We start from the raw sequence: 17299 nt of genomic DNA, 5'->3' as shown, positions 1-17299 counted from the left end.
CATAAACCCAAGCCCTGCTCGTATACATGGTAGTACAAAGTGTCTGGAGGAGGCTGGGATGATATGAAGATACAAGGCATCGGCAAATATACAGCCGTGCTGGGAGTAAGTGCGATGCTCGTTTCGGGCTGCGGTCTCTTCGGCCCTGAACAAGATGTAAGCATTGATCCGCCGCCGCTGTCACAGGTGGAGGTCGAGACACCGCAGGCAGTGCCTGGGGAGGAGTCGGGCGAGGTGGAGGAGCCGGAAGCGATGACCGGCACGTACGAAAGAACCGTGTACCTGCTGGACGCCAATGGCTACGTCGTTCCCGTCTCGCTCACCTTGCCCAAGGAGGAAGGCACCGCCAAGCAGGTGCTGACCTACATGGTCAAGGGCGGCCCGGTAGAAGCGATGCTGCCGAACGGCTTTTCCGCCGTTTTCCCCGAGGGGACAAAAGTGCAGGGGCTGGTGATCAAGGAAGGAGTCGCCACGATCGACTTCTCCAAAGAGTTCAAAACGTATAAGCAGGAAGATGAAAAGAAAATTCTCGACGCCATCACCCGGGCGATGACGGAATTTGACAACGTCAAGACTGTGCAAATCTGGATCAACGGAACGCCGCTGACCGAGATGCCGGTCGCGCGGACGCCCATCAACGAGCTTGACCGCACGCTCGGCGTGAATCTGGAACTGGCTGACGGAGCAGTCCCTGGCAAAACGACTGCCGTGACGGTCTACTTCCAAAGCCAGTTGGACAACGCCCGCACCTATTTTGTTCCGGTGACTCGTCTCATTCCGGAGACGGACAACGTCGCCAAGGCTACGGTCGAAGAGCTGATCAAAGGGCCGAAGGAAGGCACGCAACTGTTCAGCTCGCTTTTGCGAACGACCCGCGTCCTCGATGTTCAGCAGCAAAACGACCTGATTACCGTCAACCTAAGCGATGATATTCTCAAATACGACGAGGGCCGGGAAGCGAGTCCCGACGTACTGGAGTCCCTGGTGCTTTCGCTCACGGAGAGCACTGGCGCCAAACAGGTGCAGCTCTTGGTAGAAGGAAAACCGATCAGCGGCGGAGCGCAAGACTTTTCCAAACCTGTCGCCAGACCACTGCTGGTCAATTCATTGAGCTTCTAAATTTTCGCAGACCTTGCATCAAGCCACGCCCATTTTGTTGGACGCGTGGTTTTTTGTTTCCCGCTTGGAATATTGCCAATTGTCGCAAATAGCGAATGCGCGGCAGATGAGTGGCAGAGCGTTTCCTGCCTCTGGTATAATGAGCGGAGTAAAAATAGGTAGGGGGAACTTGACATGAGAGTAGATGGCCGAGCGTTCAACGAATTGCGTTCGATTACGATTACGCGCCATTACAACAAGCACGCGGAAGGCTCGTGCCTGATCGAGGTCGGAGACACCAAGGTGATCTGCACGGCGACGTTGGAGGATCGAGTTCCGCCTTTTATGCGCAACGGAGGAAAAGGCTGGATCACAGCCGAGTATTCGATGCTGCCGCGAGCTACAGCGACACGCAATGCACGTGAATCATCCAAAGGCAAGGTAGCGGGCAGAACGATGGAAATTCAGCGCCTGATCGGCCGCGCGCTGCGTTCGGTCGTTAACCTCGAGGCGATGGGTGAGCGTACGATCTGGCTCGATTGCGACGTGATCCAGGCAGATGGAGGTACGCGTACGGCTTCGGTGACAGGAGCCTTTGTAGCGATGGTCGATGCGATGCATAAACTGGTGGAGAGCGGTGTGTGGAAGGAGCTTCCCCTGCACGATTTTCTCGCCGCTACTTCGGTCGGGATCGTCGGCGACAACGCCGTTTTGGACTTGAACTACAAGGAAGACTCGACTGCCACGGTAGACATGAACGTGGTGATGACGGGCAAAGGCAAGTTTGTCGAATTGCAGGGAACCGGTGAAGACGCCCCATTCTCGCCAGAACAGCTGCAGGAGATGCTGGCTTTGGCCAAGAGCGGGATCGGGCAGTTGATCGCCAGCCAAAAGCAAGCGCTCTCCGACATTCCACTGTCGTTTGCGGATGGGGATGCTGCGCCAGCGCAGACGCTGGTGGGTGAAAACCATGGCTGAGAAAAAACGGATCGTACTGGCGACGCGCAACCAGGGAAAGGTCAGGGAGTTCAACAACCTGTTCGCGCACGTTGGATGGGAGTGCGTCAGTCTCGCGGAATTTGCCGATGCGCCAGAGGTCGTGGAAGACGGCGACACGTTTGAAGCGAACGCCGTAAAAAAAGCGGTGACAATTTCTACATACTTGAACCTGCCGGCGATCGGGGATGATTCCGGTCTGGAGGTAGATGCGCTCGATGGACGTCCCGGTGTCTACTCCGCCCGCTACGCAGGTGAACATGCTACCGATGAGGAAAATTGGCGAAAGCTGCTAAAAGAGCTCGACGGCGTGGCGAATGCGCGTCGAACGGCCCGTTTTCGCTGCACGCTGGCGCTGGTGGAGCCGGGGGCTGAGCCGATCATCGCGACGGGAGCATGTGAGGGAGTCATTGCCCGCGAGCCGCGCGGCAGCAATGGCTTCGGCTACGATCCGGTGTTTTTTGTACCGGCCAGACAGAAGATGATGGCTGAGCTTGCAGCCGAGGAAAAAAACGCGATCAGCCACCGGGCGGAAGCGATGCGCAATCTGCTGGCCATCATCGAGGGGAAGTAGGCGGCAGCAAAACAGATCGAAGGACGGGGGAGTGAGAGGGATGGCGATCCTGGTTCTCAGTGACAGCCACGGACTTGTGCGGGAAGTGGAGAGTGTGGTGGCGCGCCACCCTGATGTGGAAAAAATCCTGCACTGCGGCGATTTTTGTGTCAGTCACCAACGCAAGCCGTTTGCCGGCATGGTGCTGGTACGCGGCAACTGCGATACGACCAAAGCGGTGCCCAACGAACGGCAAAGCAGTTGGAAAGATTTGCGCATCCTGCAAACCCACGGGCATTTGTACGGGGTGAAAAGCTCGCTGCTGCGTCTGCATTACCGCGCCGAAGAGACAGGGGTCAACGTCGTCCTGTTCGGTCACTCGCACACTCCGGTTTGTGCCGAGGAGCGCGGAATCCTGTTTCTCAACCCCGGCAGCTTGCAGATGCCGCGCGGTTTTGACAAGCCGACCTACGCGATTGTGGAGCAGACGGATGCTACCCCGGAGGCGGTTTTTGTACAGGTTGCCTACTACGATCGGGCCGGCAATCCGGAGCCTCGTTTGGGGGGACAATTTTCCTTGCGGCGTTAAATGGGAGTCTTCTTGAAAATGAATTGATTTATGATATACTGTAGTGGTTATAATGGCTTGAATATTATCGCCCGAGTCGGAGTGCCTGCGGGCCCGGCTGGCGGTGTTCTTGTTGATTGAATCTAGGAGGGGAAGTTTACGTGGCAGCAAATTGGGAAAAGGTAGAGAATAACCAGGGAGTCCTGACTGTTGAAGTAGATGCTTCGCAAGTGGACGCAGCGCTGGACCAAGCGTTTAAAAAGGTCGTAAAAAAGGTTCAAGTTCCAGGATTCCGCAAAGGAAAAGTACCTCGCAAAATCTTTGAAGCTCGCTTTGGCGTGGAATCTCTGTATCAGGATGCACTTGACATCCTGTTGCCAGAGGCTTACGGACAAGCTGTGCGTGAAACAGGGATTGAGCCTGTAGACCGCCCGGAAGTTGACGTCGAGCAAATGGAGCAGGGGAAAAACCTGATCTTCAAGGCTACCGTTACCGTGAAGCCGGAAGTGAAACTGGGTGACTACAAAAACTTGACCATCGAAGAAAAAGAGTTTGCAGTAACCGAGGAAGATGTAGAAGCAGAACTGAAACGCATGCAAGAGCGTCATGCGGAACTGGTAACAGTTGAGGAAGGCACTGCTGAGAACGGCGACATGGCTGTTATCGACTTTGAAGGCTTCCAGGATGGCGTAGCTTTCGAAGGCGGAAAAGCGGAAGATTACACGCTGGAACTCGGTACAGGCACCTTTATCGCCGGCTTTGAAGAGCAAGTGGTAGGAATGAGCATCGGCGAAGAGAAAGAAATCAATGTTACCTTCCCGGAAGAGTACCACTCTCCGAACCTGGCGGGCAAAGAAGCTGTCTTCAAAGTGAAGCTGAACGGCCTGAAACGTAAAAACCTGCCGGCTCTCGACGACGAGTTCGCCAAAGACGTGAGCGAATTCGACACGTTGGAAGAACTGAAAGCAGACACCAAGAAAAAACTGGAAGAAAAGGCAGCGCAGGACAAAGATCTGTACGTTCGCGAGCAACTGGTGCTGAAGGCGTCTGAAAACGCAGAGATCGATCTGCCAGCAGTCATGGTTGAGCACGAGCTGGACCAAATGGTGAACGAGTTCGCCCAACGCCTGCAATTCCAAGGCATGACGCTGGAGCTGTACTACCAGTTCTCCGGAATGGATGAGAGCCAGTTGCGCGACCAACTGCGCACAGATGCGACTGCTCGCGTTCGCACTGCTCTGACCCTGGAAGCAATCGGCAAAGCAGAAAACATCGAGGTAACAGAGGAAGACGTAAACGAAGAGCTGGACAAGCTGGCTGGCATGTACGGTCGTCCGGCAGACGAACTGCGTAAAATCTTCGCCGCTCAAGACGGTCTGGCTGCGCTGAACCGCGACGTGCAAACTCGCAAAACCGTCGATTTCCTGGTTGCACAAAACAAAGTAACTGCATAGACTAAGAGGAACGAAACAAGTAACCAGTGTTCAGGCTTGCCCCACTGGATGAAGGATACAAGGCACGATACACTCGTGCCTTGTTTTTCACCAATCGTTTTCCATCCTTGTCGGGTAAAACCTTTTTTTTGCAAAGGAGGAAAATACATATGCTGATCCCAATGGTGATTGAACAAACAAGCAGAGGCGAGCGTTCCTACGACATTTACTCCCGCCTGCTGAAAGACCGGATTATTCTTTTGGGTACGGAGATTGACGATGAGGTCGCCAACGTCGTTGTGGCCCAGCTTTTGTTCCTGCAGGCTGAAGATCCGGACAAGGATATTTCGCTATACATAAACTCGCCGGGCGGTTCGGTTACTGCCGGTCTGGCGATCTATGATACGATGCAGTTCATCAAGCCGGACGTATCGACGATTTGTGTCGGGATGGCTGCCAGCATGGGTGCGGTCCTGTTGGCGGCTGGGGCAAAAGGCAAGCGGTACGCCTTGCCCAACAGCGAAGTGATGATCCATCAACCGCTTGGTGGTGTCCGTGGGCAAGCGGAAGACATTCGCATCCATTCGCAGTGGATTTTGAAGACAAAACGTCAATTGAACGAAATCTTGTCGGAGAGGACAGGTCAGCCATACGAACGTATTGAAGCGGACACCGATCGCGACAACTTTATGAGTGCTGAAGACGCCAAGGCATACGGATTGATTGACGCCATTATCGAACGCAAAAACTGACCCGTTGTGAGGTGACGCGCATGTTTAAGTTTAACGACGATAAAAGCCAACTGAAGTGCTCCTTCTGCGGCAAGTCCCAGGAACAGGTGCGCAAGCTGGTAGCTGGTCCCGGTGTCTACATTTGTGACGAGTGCATTGAACTGTGCAACGAGATCGTACAAGAAGAGCTGGGCACCGAAGAAGAAGTAGACATGAAAGAAATCCCCAAACCGATTGAGATTCGCAAAATCCTCGACGATTATGTGATCGGGCAGGACATGGCGAAAAAATCGTTGGCGGTAGCAGTATACAATCACTACAAACGCATCAACTCCGGTGCCAAAATCGAAGATGTGGAGCTGCAAAAATCCAACATCATGCTGATCGGTCCGACCGGTAGCGGGAAAACTTTGCTCGCCCAGACGTTGGCACGCATTCTCAATGTTCCGTTTGCCATCGCCGATGCGACTTCCCTGACAGAAGCGGGGTACGTCGGCGAGGACGTTGAGAACATCCTGCTCAAGCTGATCCAGGCTGCCGATTACGATGTGGAAAAAGCCGAAAAAGGCATTATCTACATCGATGAAATCGATAAAGTGGCTCGCAAGTCGGAAAACCCGTCGATCACGCGCGACGTATCGGGTGAAGGTGTACAGCAGGCTCTGCTGAAGATTTTGGAAGGTACGGTAGCCAGCGTTCCGCCCCAAGGTGGCCGCAAGCATCCGCATCAGGAGTTCATCCAGATCGACACCTCCAACATCCTGTTTATTTGCGGAGGAGCTTTCGACGGTATCGAGCAGATCATCAAACGCCGCCTCGGCAAAAAGGTCATCGGCTTTAGCAGCGATCTGAACGAAGGCGTGAGAGGCGATCTGAAAGCAGGGGAGTACCTCAAGTACGTCCTGCCGGAAGACTTGCTGCGCTTCGGCCTGATCCCTGAATTCGTCGGTCGTCTGCCGGTGCTGGCTACGCTGGAGCCGCTGGATGAAGAGACACTGATCCGCATCCTGACCGAGCCGAAAAACTCGCTGGTGAAACAGTACCAAAAACTGTTGAGCCTCGACGGCGTCGAGCTCGAATTCGATCAGGGCGCCCTGCTGCAGATCGCCAAGGAAGCGATCAAGCGCAACACGGGAGCGCGCGGCTTGCGTGCCATCATCGAGCAGATCATGCTCGACATGATGTACGAATTGCCGTCCCGTGAAGACGTCAGCAAATGCGTCATCAACGAAGAAACCGTTCGCGACAAGGTGAAGCCTGCCCTGCTTACCAAAGAAGGGCAGAACGCACGCAGCGAAACCGCATAGTCGCATCAATTCAAAAGGTGTTCCGCAGCGAAATGACGTGCTGCGGGGCACCTTTTTTATGTCTACGTCCCCCTTGTGGCAGTATCAGGAAGGCTGGTTTACGTCCTCTGGCGGGAGGCAATACTACTTGGTATAGCTCGAGAGGATTGCAAGGAAAATCAAGCTGCCAGTACGCATGGGAGGGACAGCAGATGGATTACACGACGCTTGTCATCGCCGTGATTGAAGTAGTTGTCGGGATTGTCATCGGCACCTATTTTTGGAACCTGTTGCGCGCCCAACGCAACAGCAAAACCTCTACGGAAAAAGAAACGAAGAAGGATATCGACTCACTGCGCCGACTGCGAATGATCGCCCTGACAGAGCCGCTCTCGGAGAAGACCCGGCCAGCCAAGCTGGAGGAGATTGTCGGGCAGGAGGACGGTCTGAGGGCCTTGCGGGCAGCTTTGTGCGGCCCCAATCCGCAGCACGTGATCATTTACGGCCCGCCGGGAGTCGGCAAGACAGCGGCAGCCCGGGTTGTTCTGGAAGAAGCGAAGAAAAACAGCCTTTCACCGTTCAAATCAGACGCCAAGTTTATCGAGATTGATGCGACGATTGCACGCTTTGACGAGCGGGGTATCGCAGACCCGCTGATCGGCTCCGTTCACGACCCGATCTATCAGGGGGCGGGCTCTCTCGGACAGGCGGGTGTTCCGCAGCCCAAGCCCGGAGCGGTAACGAAAGCGCATGGCGGCATTTTGTTCCTCGACGAGATCGGCGAGCTGCACCCGATTCAGATGAACAAGCTGCTGAAAGTGTTGGAGGATCGCAAGGTGATGCTGGAGAGCGCCTACTACAGCGAGGAAAACACCCAGATCCCTTCCCATATTCACGAAGTTTTCAAGTACGGCCTGCCAGCCGACTTTCGCCTCGTCGGCGCGACTACGAGAATGCCGGATGAACTGCCTGCCGCTTTGCGCTCCCGCTGCCTGGAGATCTTTTTCCGCCCGCTGAAAGCCGAAGAGATCGGCAGCATCGTCCGAACTGCCGTACCGAAGATGGAGATGAGCATTGCCGATGCGGCGGTCGCGGTGATCGAGCGCTATGCCACCAACGGACGGGAAGCGATCAATACCTTGCAGATTGCCGCAGGTATTGCGCTGACAGAAGAACGCCAGGAGATTGTCGCCTCTGACGTGGAATGGGTGATGCACAGCAGCCAGAAGACGCCGCGACTGGAAAAGCAGGTGCACGACAAACCGCAGATCGGGCTGGTCAATGGACTGGCGGTCTACGGTCCGAACATGGGCAGCGTGATGGAGCTCGAGGTAACAGCGACACCCGCTGCCATCGCAGGAGAAGGAAAGATCGCCATGACCGGCATGGCCGAAGAAGAAGAGATGGGCAGCCGCAGCCGGACGATTCGCCGCAAATCGATGGCCAAAGGCTCCATCGAAAACGTAATGACCGTCCTGAAACGGATGGGGCTTACTGTCCATGACTACGATCTGCACATCAACTTCCCGGGTGGTGTCCCTGTTGACGGACCTTCCGCCGGCATTGCCATCGCGACCGCCATTGCCTCGGCGATTATGCAACGACCGGTCGACAACCTGCTGGCGATGACCGGTGAAGTGAGTATCCACGGCAAGGTAAAACCGGTCGGCGGGGTCGTGGCAAAGGTCGAAGCAGCACGTCTCGCAGGGGCTTCGCGAGTGCTGATCCCGGAGGAGAACTGGCAGAGCATCTTTTCCGACATGAAGGGCATCGAGATCATCCCTGTCTCCACCGTTTCGCAAGTGATCGATCTGGCTTTGCTGGAACAGGAGCAACCGGAATCGGAAGAAGCAGGATTCACCTTGCAGCTTCCCGCAGAACAGCTCGCTTCCTCTCCGGTGTCGCTGTAGAGAGTTGTATGTACTTGCGGATTAGACATCGGATTGTGTTTGCGCTACAATGGAAAAAAGCTTCAACCTAGCATGTTTGCGTGGGGCTCCCTGCCCACATGCAAGGAAGGGAGCCCACAGCTTTTCGAGGAGTTTTTCGACGATCAAAAACGGCTGTCGGAGCCGTTTTTGCATGTTAACTGAATTCTGTAAAAGGGATCAGCAAGGAGAGGTGCATAAGTTTGGGCGACATTTTCGGGAAACGAGAACTACCGCTTCTCCCGTTGCGAGGATTGCTTGTGTATCCGACGATGGTACTCCATCTTGATGTTGGACGCGAAAAGTCGATTCGCGCACTGGAGCAAGCCATGGTGGACGACAACAAAATCCTGCTGGCGACGCAAGAAGAGGTCCAGATAGAAGAGCCTGACGCGGAGCAGATCTACAGGATCGGTACCGTCGCACGGGTAAAACAAATGCTGAAGCTGCCCAACGGTACAATCCGCGTACTGGTGGAAGGGCTGCAGCGGGCAAAAATCGAAGAGTATATCCAGAAAGATGAGTACTTTATTGTCTCTATTACATACCTGGAAGATGAAAAGGCGGATGAGAACGAAGTCGAGGCATTGATGCGTTCCGTTTTGGCACACTTCGAGCAGTACATCAAGCTGTCCAAGAAAATTTCGCCGGAGACCTACAGCTCCGTCGCCGACATCGAGGAGCCGGGCAGGCTGGCTGATGTAATGGCGTCCCATTTGCCGCTGAAAATGAAGGATAAGCAGGAAATTTTGGAGACGGTCAACATTCGCGACCGGCTGGAAATTCTCCTGACGATTCTCAACAACGAGCGGGAAGTGCTGGAGCTCGAGCGCAAAATCGGCAACCGCGTCAAAAAGCAGATGGAGCGCACGCAAAAGGAATACTACCTGCGCGAACAAATGAAAGCGATCCAAAAGGAACTGGGCGACAAGGACGGGCGGCAGGGTGAAGTCGACGAACTTCGCGAACAGATCGAGAAGTCGGATGCACCGGAGCGAATCAAGACCAAGCTGGAAAAAGAGCTCGATCGTCTGGAGAGAATGCCGACAACGTCGGCGGAAGGCTCCGTGATACGCACATACATCGACACCTTGCTGTCGTTGCCTTGGACCAAGCAGACGGAAGACAACCTGGACATCAATCATGCCGAACAGGTATTGGATGAAGACCATTACGGCCTGGAAAAGCCGAAGGAGCGTGTGCTGGAATACCTGGCTGTCCAAAAGCTGGTCAATTCCATGCGCGGACCGATTCTCTGTCTGGTCGGCCCTCCCGGCGTAGGAAAAACTTCGCTCGCCCGTTCGGTGGCGCGGGCGCTGGGACGGGAGTTTGTCCGCATTTCGCTCGGCGGTGTGCGCGACGAAGCGGAAATCCGCGGCCATCGCCGTACGTATGTAGGGGCGCTGCCAGGACGGATCATCCAGGGAATGAAGCAGGCTGGCACGATCAATCCGGTCTTTTTGCTCGATGAAATCGACAAGCTCGCTTCCGATTTTCGCGGTGACCCGGCATCTGCCTTGCTCGAGGTGCTGGACCCGAACCAGAACGACAAGTTCAGTGACCATTACGTAGAAGAGACCTACGACTTGACCAATGTTATGTTCATCACGACCGCCAACAGCCTGCATACGATTCCGCGTCCGCTGCTCGACCGGATGGAAGTGATCTCGATCTCCGGCTATACCGAGCTGGAGAAGCTGAACATCCTGAAAGGCTATCTCTTGCCCAAACAGATGGAAGATCACGGGCTGGGCAAAGATAAGCTCCAGGTGCACGAGGATGCGATGCTGAAGCTCGTGCGCCAGTATACGCGGGAAGCCGGCGTGCGCAACCTCAACCGCGAAGCTGCCAACATCTGTCGCAAGGCGGCGAAGCTGATCGTCAGCGGCGAGAAAAAGCGTGTCGTCGTAACGGAGAAGACGCTCGAGAAGCTGCTCGGCAAGCCGCGCTTCCGCTATGGATTGGCGGAGAAAAACGACCAGATCGGCTCGGTGACGGGTCTGGCCTGGACGCAGTCCGGCGGAGACACGCTCAATGTCGAGGTCAGCATTTTGCCTGGCAAAGGTAAGCTCACCTTGACGGGACAACTGGGCGATGTGATGAAGGAGTCCGCACAGGCGGCATTCAGCTACATTCGCTCACGGGCGGAAGAGTGGAAGATCGACGCCGCCTTCCACGAGAAAAACGACATTCACATCCACGTACCGGAGGGCGCCATCCCCAAAGACGGACCGTCGGCAGGGATCACCATGGCGACTGCCCTCGTGTCGGCCCTGACGCAGATTCCGGTTCGCAAGGAAGTCGGCATGACCGGGGAAATTACGCTGCGCGGCCGCGTACTGCCGATTGGCGGCTTGAAGGAAAAATGCATGTCTGCCCACCGTGCAGGCCTGACCACGATCGTTTTGCCGAAGGACAACGAAAAAGACATTGAGGATATCCCGGAAAGTGTCCGCGAAGAACTTACCTTCTATCCGGTCGAGCATCTGGATGAAGTGTTGAAATACGCGCTGACGCGACAGCCGGGTGGTGAGCAGGCATGAAAGTGACCGCAGCAGAGTTCGTCATCAGTGCTGTCGGACCCAAGCAGTATCCCGTAGACGGCTTGCCGGAGATCGCACTCGTCGGCCGTTCCAATGTAGGCAAGTCGTCGCTTCTGAACAAAATGATGAACCGCAAAGGGCTGGCGCGGACCAGCTCAAGACCGGGGAAAACCCAGACCTTGAACTACTTTCGCGTCAATCAGATGCTCTACTTCGTCGACTTTCCCGGCTACGGCTATGCCAAGGTAGCCAAATCGATCAAGGAGCAATGGGGCAAGATGATCGAGGGCTACCTGAAAAACCGTCAGGAGCTGCGGTTTGTCATCCAGTTGGTAGACATCCGCCACGCGCCCAGCAAGGATGACGTGGCGATGTACGACTGGTGCAAGCAAATCGGTCTGCCAACCGTCGTCGTCGCAACAAAAGGGGACAAGATCGCCCGTGGCCGATGGCCGCAGCACATCAAGGTGATTCGCCAGGATTTGCAGCTGCGCGGTGACGACACGATCATTGTCTTTTCTTCCGAGACCGGCCAGGGCAAAGATGAGCTGTGGGGAGAAATCATGCGGCGCTTGCGCGAGGCAAAAGATGCGCAGAAGAGCGCTGAAGCAGACACAGAGGAGATGCACGAAGCGTAGCTTGTTGCGTATCAGCACATGGCTGTACAATCATAAAGTTTGTGACCTGCCTTTCCATGAGGCAGGTCATTTTCATTTTTTCATCATTTGTTTACATTTTCTCAACTAGCCAAACGTCCGAGTTGGGCGTATGATTGAACCACTTACCTGTGCCTTTGCTCCGGTACATGGGACGATACAAGCAATATTTGGAGGAAAGGTGTCAACATGAGTACGATTGCATCTGTGAAACAGACAGATAAGAAGAAAGCCAAGGAATTAAAGCTGTTTCCGTTGACCTGGCCGATTTTTCTGGAATTATTTTTGTTTATGCTGATGGGCAGTACCGATATTTTCATGCTCAGTGCCGTGTCCGATCATGCCGTCTCCGGTGTGGGCGCGGCGAACCAGTTTATCTCAATCGCCATTTTGATCTTGGAAGTGATCGGCACAGGTGCGGCGATCGTTGTCGCCCAATACATCGGCTCCGGGAAGCTGGCCGAGTCTTCGCGGATTGCCGCGATCGCGATTACGCTCAATCTGCTGGTCGGCATCGTGATCAGCATACTGTTTCTCTGCTTTAGCGGACCGCTGCTGCATGCGATGAACTTGCAAGGCGACATCCATGCCTACGCTTCTACGTACCTCACCATTGTGGGCGGATCGATCTTTTTGCAGGCACTGATCAATACATTGGCGAGCGTCATTCGCACGCACGGGTATACGCGGGAGTCCATGCTGATCTCCATGGGCATGAACATCGTTCACGTACTCGCCAACTACGTGCTCATTTTTGGCCATTACGGGTTTCCTGAGTTGGGCGTGACTGGTGCGGCCATTTCCACCGTATTCAGCCGGGCTGTTGCGCTGCTCGTCTTCTTTTGGCTTCTGTATCGGTTGTTGACAGTCAAAATCAAGTTCCGGGACTACTTTTCCTTTACGAAAGAGTACATCCGCAAGATTTTGGCGATCGGCGTCCCCGCGGCGTTCGAGCAGGTCACCTATCAGGCGTGTCAGTCGGTGTTTTTGTTTTACGTGACATTTCTCGGGGCAGCAGAGCTGGCGTCACGGCAGTACGCCATGAACATATCTACGTATATTTACTTGTTCAGCCTGGCGATCGGGATGGGAACGGCGATTGTGACCGGGCGGCTGGTAGGGGCAAACCGCAAGAGCGAAGCCTACTCCCGCGTCTGGAAAAGCCTGCGCTGGGGATTGATTTTGACCTTGATCGTCGAGCTGTTCGTGATTTTGTACCGCGAGTCTTTGGTGGGCATCTTTACTGACGATCTGGACATTATCCGGTTGACTTCCCAGGTGATTTTGCTGAGCATCTTCCTGGAGAGCGGGCGCACCTTCAACCTCATCCTGATCAATTCGCTGCGTGCGGCAGGCGATGCCAAGTTTCCTGTCTACATGGGGCTGATCTCGATGGTGGGGGTCAGTCTGCCGCTCGGCTATTTCCTCGTCTTTACCCTCGACTTAGGGTTGGCGGGCGTCTGGCTGGCTATTGCCGCCGATGAGTGGATACGCGGTATCGTCATGTTTTTCCGCTGGAAGAGCAGAGCGTGGGAAAGCAAATCGCTGGTCAGTCCGAGCGAATAAAAAACAACCGGGGGCTCTATTGAAGTGCACCCCTTAAAGTAGACATTGGAAAAACCCCTAGGGAAATCCGATGTATCTTTAGGGGGTGCATTTTTCATGGCAATCAAAGGACAAAAGTTTAAGTCGTATTCGGAAGAAATGAAGATAGAGGCGATTCGTTTACATGTACAAGAAAAATGGACATATCGCCAAATTACTGAACACTTCCAAATTCAAGATAAAGATCGAGTAAAAAGCTGGATGCGAAAATATCGACAGCTTGGGGAGTTTGGACTCCTCGATCAACGTGGGAGGCGCAAAGAGTATATCGACCAGAGTCGGTACGTTCAAAAACTGGAACGGGAGAATGAAATGCTAAAAAAGTGTTTGGAAATCTGGAAACCGGAGGTGTAAGTAGGAAGTATCGCATTATTGAAAGAGTTGCATCGCTGTACACTGTGACAGAGCTTTGCAAGGTTCTGGGGGTCTCGAGAAGCGGATATTATCGTTATTTGGGACGGAAACATATGAACCGGGATCGTGAGATCAAACTGCAGATTCAAGCCATATATACGCAGCGAAAAGGAATTTACGGTTATCGGAGGATAAAAGAAGAGCTGCTACGGCAATACAACAAACGAGTGAATCACAAAAAGGTATTGAAAATCATGCAGGGGCTTGGGATCAAGGCCATCATTCGGCGTAAGCGCACCTATCGTAGTACGTATCAGGTCGCTGAAGCGACTGGTCGTGTTGCCAATAATCTGTTACAACGTGACTTTACCGCAGATAAACCAAATCAGAAGTGGGTCACCGATATCACTCAATTTCGTATTGGAGATGAGCGATTGTTCCTCTCCGCAATAAAAGATTTATACAACAATGAGATTGTGGCTTACCATATGAGTTTACGAAATGACAATGCATTAGTCCTCGAGACGTTTAAGAAAGCTTTTGAAATGCAAAAGGACGTGACCGGACTGATCGTTCACAGCGATCAGGGATTCCAGTACACGTCCCATGCGTACCATGACATGCTGCCTACGGTTGGCGCCCAAATCAGCATGTCCCGTAGAGGCAATTGTTTAGACAATGCCTCTATGGAGAGCTTCTTTTCCCATCTCAAGGTGGAAGCACTCTATCCTTATGATATACGAAGCTTAGAAGAGGCACAAAGGCGAATTGAAGAATATATCCGTTTCTACAATGAGGAACGGATTCAAATCAACCTAAAAAAGCTAACGCCTGTAGAATACAGGCGTCAACTTGCGGCCTAGCGGCCGGGTTTTTCTTACTGTCTACAAATTGGGGTCTTGACCACTATGGGCATCCCCGGTTGTTTTTTTTGTGATCGAGACAGAATCAAGCCGTATGCTTGTTGTGTCCTTCTTGCTGTTTGCGCGTTTTGGCCAGCCACTCTTTGATCGGCAGTTCGGCCAGCAGCATGCCGACCAAAATCAGCATGCAGCCAAACAACTGGCGGCCAGATAGCACCTCGTGGATGAAGACGTACGAGGTTAGCGCGGCAAACACGGGCTCCAGCGCGAAAATGAGCGCTACGCGTGTCGAGCTGGTACGTTTTTGCAGAGCTGTCTGGATCAGAAAAGCCAGTGCCGTCGCGAAAATCGATGTGATGACCAATCCAAACGCCACTTCCGGTATCAGCAACACCTGAGGATCAAAAGCGAGCCAGTAATCCTCAAAGAAAAATGCGTACAGCCAGCTCATTGCCGCGACTGTCGTCAACTGTACGATGGCCAGGGGCAGGGCGGGAAAGCGCGGCGCATACTTGCCGGTAATGACGATCTGCATGGCAAAGGAGATCGCGCAGCCGAAGACGAGGACATCGCCGAGATTAAAGGAAAACGATTGGTTTTGCGTCAACAGGTACAGCCCGATAGCGGCGAGAATCACCCCGACTACTGCAGCCGGCTTTACTCTGTCCCGCAGGATCAAAAAGGAAAAGAGCGGTACGAGCACGACCGACAGCCCGGTGATGAAGCCGGCCTTGGACGGCGTCGTATAGAGCAGGCCGACTGTTTGCAGGGCGTAGCCAAGACAGAGCCAAAACCCGATAATCGCGCCCGCGATCAGAAGCGGTCGTCGCCATTGCCTGATTTGTCCGCGGTATATGGTAATTTGGAAGACGAATAAAAACAAGGCCGCAATCGTAAACCGCACCGCATTGAACGTGTTGGGCGGCAGCGAGGAAATCGCCTGCTGCACAACCAAAAATGTGGTTCCCCAGATAAAGGCGACGAATAGCAGGGCAATATCAGCCATCCATGGTTTTTTCAATTGAATCTCTACTCCTGTCCGGTATTTGAAGTTGTAACAGCAAGATGCGTATAGCCTGCATGATACGTCATTGATACGGGATTCGCAAGAAAGTTTTGACAGAGTACCAGACTGGCCGAGGCTTTTTCAAAGTGCAGCCGTTTAAAAACTTTTCACAATTACTCCTATCCCATTTGGGACATAATGTTATAATGATAGTACATTTTACACACGAATTCCTGAACGAACAGGTTACTGATTCTGGGAGGATGTTATGGATATACTTGTGCTGGGACTCAACTACAAAACGGCGCCTGTCGAAATTCGCGAAAAGTTTACCTTCAGCGATGACGGGACAGAGCGTGCTCTTCATCTTCTCTCCCAGACGAAGAGCATTGCAGAGTGCGTCATTATCGGCACGTGCAACCGTACAGAAGTATACGTCGTTTGCGACCAGGCGAATGTAGGCCGGGATTACACCCTACGCTTCTTGGCTGAATGGTTCGGCGTAGACAAAGCGTCTTTTCGGGAACACCTTTATATAAAAGAAAACGAGCAGGCGATCGACCATCTGCTTCGCGTCGCGACCGGGCTTGATTCGATGGTAGTGGGCGAGACGCAGATTCTCGGACAGGTGCGCGACGCTTTCCTGCAGGCACAGCAGCTTCGGACGACAGGTACCGTGTTCAACACGCTGTTCAAGCAGGCGATTACGTTTGCCAAGCGCGCCCACACCGAGACTGCCATCGGGCAAAACGCCGTCTCCGTCAGCTATGCGGCAGTCGAGCTGGGCAAGAAGATTTTCGGCTCCTTTGCAGGCAAGACGGTCCTGATCGTCGGAGCGGGCAAGATGAGCGAGCTGACAGCCAAACACCTGCACGCCAACGGCGCAGATAGTGTGCTGGTAGCCAACCGCACGCTGGAGAGAGCGCAGCTTCTGGCGCAAAAGTTCAAAGGGGACGCCTGTACGATGGAGCAGTTGCCACAGGCGCTGCTCGCTGCCGACATCGTCATCAGCTCCACAGGGGCAAACGGCTACGTACTGGGCAAACAAGATTTGGCACCGATTATGAAGCAGCGCAGGCATCGTCCGCTGTTTATGGTGGACATCGCGGTTCCGCGGGACCTGAATCCTGACCTGCACGATCTGGACAACGTCTACCTCTACGACATCGACGACCTGGAAGGGATCGTCGCCAGCAATGTGGCTGAGCGTTCGCGCGAAGCCGAACGGCTGGACGGCATGATCGCCGAGGAGATTGTCGCCTTTACCAGTTGGTATCAGACGCTGGGTGTCGCTCCTCTGATTGCCGCACTGCGCGAAAAGGCGCTGGGTGTTCACGGAGAAGCGATGCGCAAGATCGAAAACAAGCTGCCCAATCTGACAGAGCGGGAGATGCACATCATCCGCAAGACGACCAAAGGCATCGTCAACCAGCTCATGCACGATCCGGTCGTCCGCCTGAAAGAGATGGCGGCGGGCAGAAAAGGCGACGATGTGCTGGAGATATTCACAGAGATGTTTGCCTTGGAGGAAATCCTCACCCGCAATGAGCAGGAAGCGGCCTGGACAAAAGAGAAGAATACCAAACAGTCGTCCTCTCCTGAAGGAGTTCTGGCTTCGCAAAAATCATAAGCCTTGCCATTGCTGCCTGTACAAAGTAGATAGAAATTGTGAAAGAGAG

Annotated in this window: 15 protein-coding genes; 14 read left to right on the top strand and 1 reads right to left on the bottom strand. The window is 53.9% G+C overall.

Translation table 11 applies throughout. The features are described from left to right. Positions 1-63: 63 nt before the first annotated feature. From ACAF76_RS14955 to ACAF76_RS14895, 13 genes are all read left to right on the top strand, one after another. A complete protein-coding gene (locus ACAF76_RS14955; RefSeq protein ID WP_400164202.1) occupies positions 64-1119 on the top strand; it encodes a GerMN domain-containing protein in 1056 nt (351 codons plus the stop codon). Between the two features lie 174 nt (positions 1120-1293). Beyond that, positions 1294-2076, top strand: a complete 783-nt coding sequence (gene rph, locus ACAF76_RS14950) for a ribonuclease PH (protein ID WP_400164201.1) — start codon at positions 1294-1296, stop codon at positions 2074-2076. Continuing rightward, positions 2069-2668, top strand: a complete 600-nt coding sequence (locus ACAF76_RS14945; RefSeq protein WP_400164200.1) for an XTP/dITP diphosphatase — start codon at positions 2069-2071, stop codon at positions 2666-2668. The genes rph and ACAF76_RS14945 overlap by 8 nt, the downstream gene beginning before the upstream one ends. A gap of 40 nt (positions 2669-2708) precedes the next feature. Next, on the top strand, positions 2709-3236 hold the full coding sequence (locus ACAF76_RS14940) for a metallophosphoesterase (protein WP_400164199.1): 528 nt from the start codon (positions 2709-2711) through the stop codon (positions 3234-3236). Positions 3237-3376: 140 nt separating this feature from the next. Continuing rightward, positions 3377-4669, top strand: a complete 1293-nt coding sequence (tig, locus tag ACAF76_RS14935; RefSeq protein ID WP_400164198.1) for a trigger factor — start codon at positions 3377-3379, stop codon at positions 4667-4669. 149 nt (positions 4670-4818) lie between these two features. Further along, complete coding sequence (gene clpP, locus ACAF76_RS14930; RefSeq protein WP_400164197.1) at positions 4819-5400, top strand: ATP-dependent Clp endopeptidase proteolytic subunit ClpP; 582 nt, start codon at positions 4819-4821, stop codon at positions 5398-5400. A 20-nt stretch (positions 5401-5420) separates the two neighbouring features. Beyond that, positions 5421-6686 carry an ATP-dependent protease ATP-binding subunit ClpX gene (gene clpX, locus ACAF76_RS14925; protein ID WP_400164196.1) on the top strand — a complete coding sequence of 422 codons (1266 nt, stop codon included), beginning with the start codon at positions 5421-5423 and terminating at the stop codon, positions 6684-6686. A gap of 191 nt (positions 6687-6877) precedes the next feature. Then, positions 6878-8575, top strand: coding sequence for an ATP-dependent protease LonB (gene lonB / locus ACAF76_RS14920; RefSeq protein ID WP_400164195.1), 1698 nt, complete (start codon positions 6878-6880; stop codon positions 8573-8575). 221 nt (positions 8576-8796) lie between these two features. After that, a complete protein-coding gene (gene lon / locus ACAF76_RS14915; RefSeq protein WP_400164194.1) occupies positions 8797-11136 on the top strand; it encodes an endopeptidase La in 2340 nt (779 codons plus the stop codon). Further along, entirely contained in the window at positions 11133-11774 is a 642-nt protein-coding gene (gene yihA, locus ACAF76_RS14910) for a ribosome biogenesis GTP-binding protein YihA/YsxC (protein WP_400164193.1), read from the top strand. The genes lon and yihA overlap by 4 nt, the downstream gene beginning before the upstream one ends. 207 nt (positions 11775-11981) lie before the next feature. Continuing rightward, positions 11982-13358 carry an MATE family efflux transporter gene (locus ACAF76_RS14905; RefSeq protein WP_400164192.1) on the top strand — a complete coding sequence of 459 codons (1377 nt, stop codon included), beginning with the start codon at positions 11982-11984 and terminating at the stop codon, positions 13356-13358. 96 nt (positions 13359-13454) lie between these two features. Beyond that, positions 13455-13751 (top strand): helix-turn-helix domain-containing protein, encoded by a 297-nt coding sequence (locus ACAF76_RS14900; protein WP_400162144.1) that lies wholly within the window; start codon positions 13455-13457, stop codon positions 13749-13751. Continuing rightward, on the top strand, positions 13721-14614 hold the full coding sequence (locus ACAF76_RS14895; RefSeq protein WP_421616917.1) for an IS3 family transposase: 894 nt from the start codon (positions 13721-13723) through the stop codon (positions 14612-14614). The genes ACAF76_RS14900 and ACAF76_RS14895 overlap by 31 nt, the downstream gene beginning before the upstream one ends. Before the next feature lie 85 nt (positions 14615-14699). On the opposite strand, the gene ACAF76_RS14890 is transcribed toward ACAF76_RS14895, so the two are convergent. Further along, positions 14700-15635, bottom strand: a complete 936-nt coding sequence (locus ACAF76_RS14890; RefSeq protein ID WP_421616916.1) for a DMT family transporter — start codon at positions 15633-15635, stop codon at positions 14700-14702. 253 nt (positions 15636-15888) lie between these two features. Here ACAF76_RS14890 and hemA point away from each other — a divergent pair, with 253 nt between their 5' ends. Then, positions 15889-17250 (top strand): glutamyl-tRNA reductase, encoded by a 1362-nt coding sequence (hemA, locus tag ACAF76_RS14885; RefSeq protein WP_421616915.1) that lies wholly within the window; start codon positions 15889-15891, stop codon positions 17248-17250. Positions 17251-17299: the final 49 nt, after the last annotated feature.

Origin of the sequence: Brevibacillus sp. TJ4 (genome assembly GCF_044627595.2) — a bacterium.
Lineage (GTDB): Bacteria > Bacillota > Bacilli > Brevibacillales > Brevibacillaceae > Brevibacillus.
This window is presented reverse-complemented; position numbering and strand designations above follow the sequence as displayed.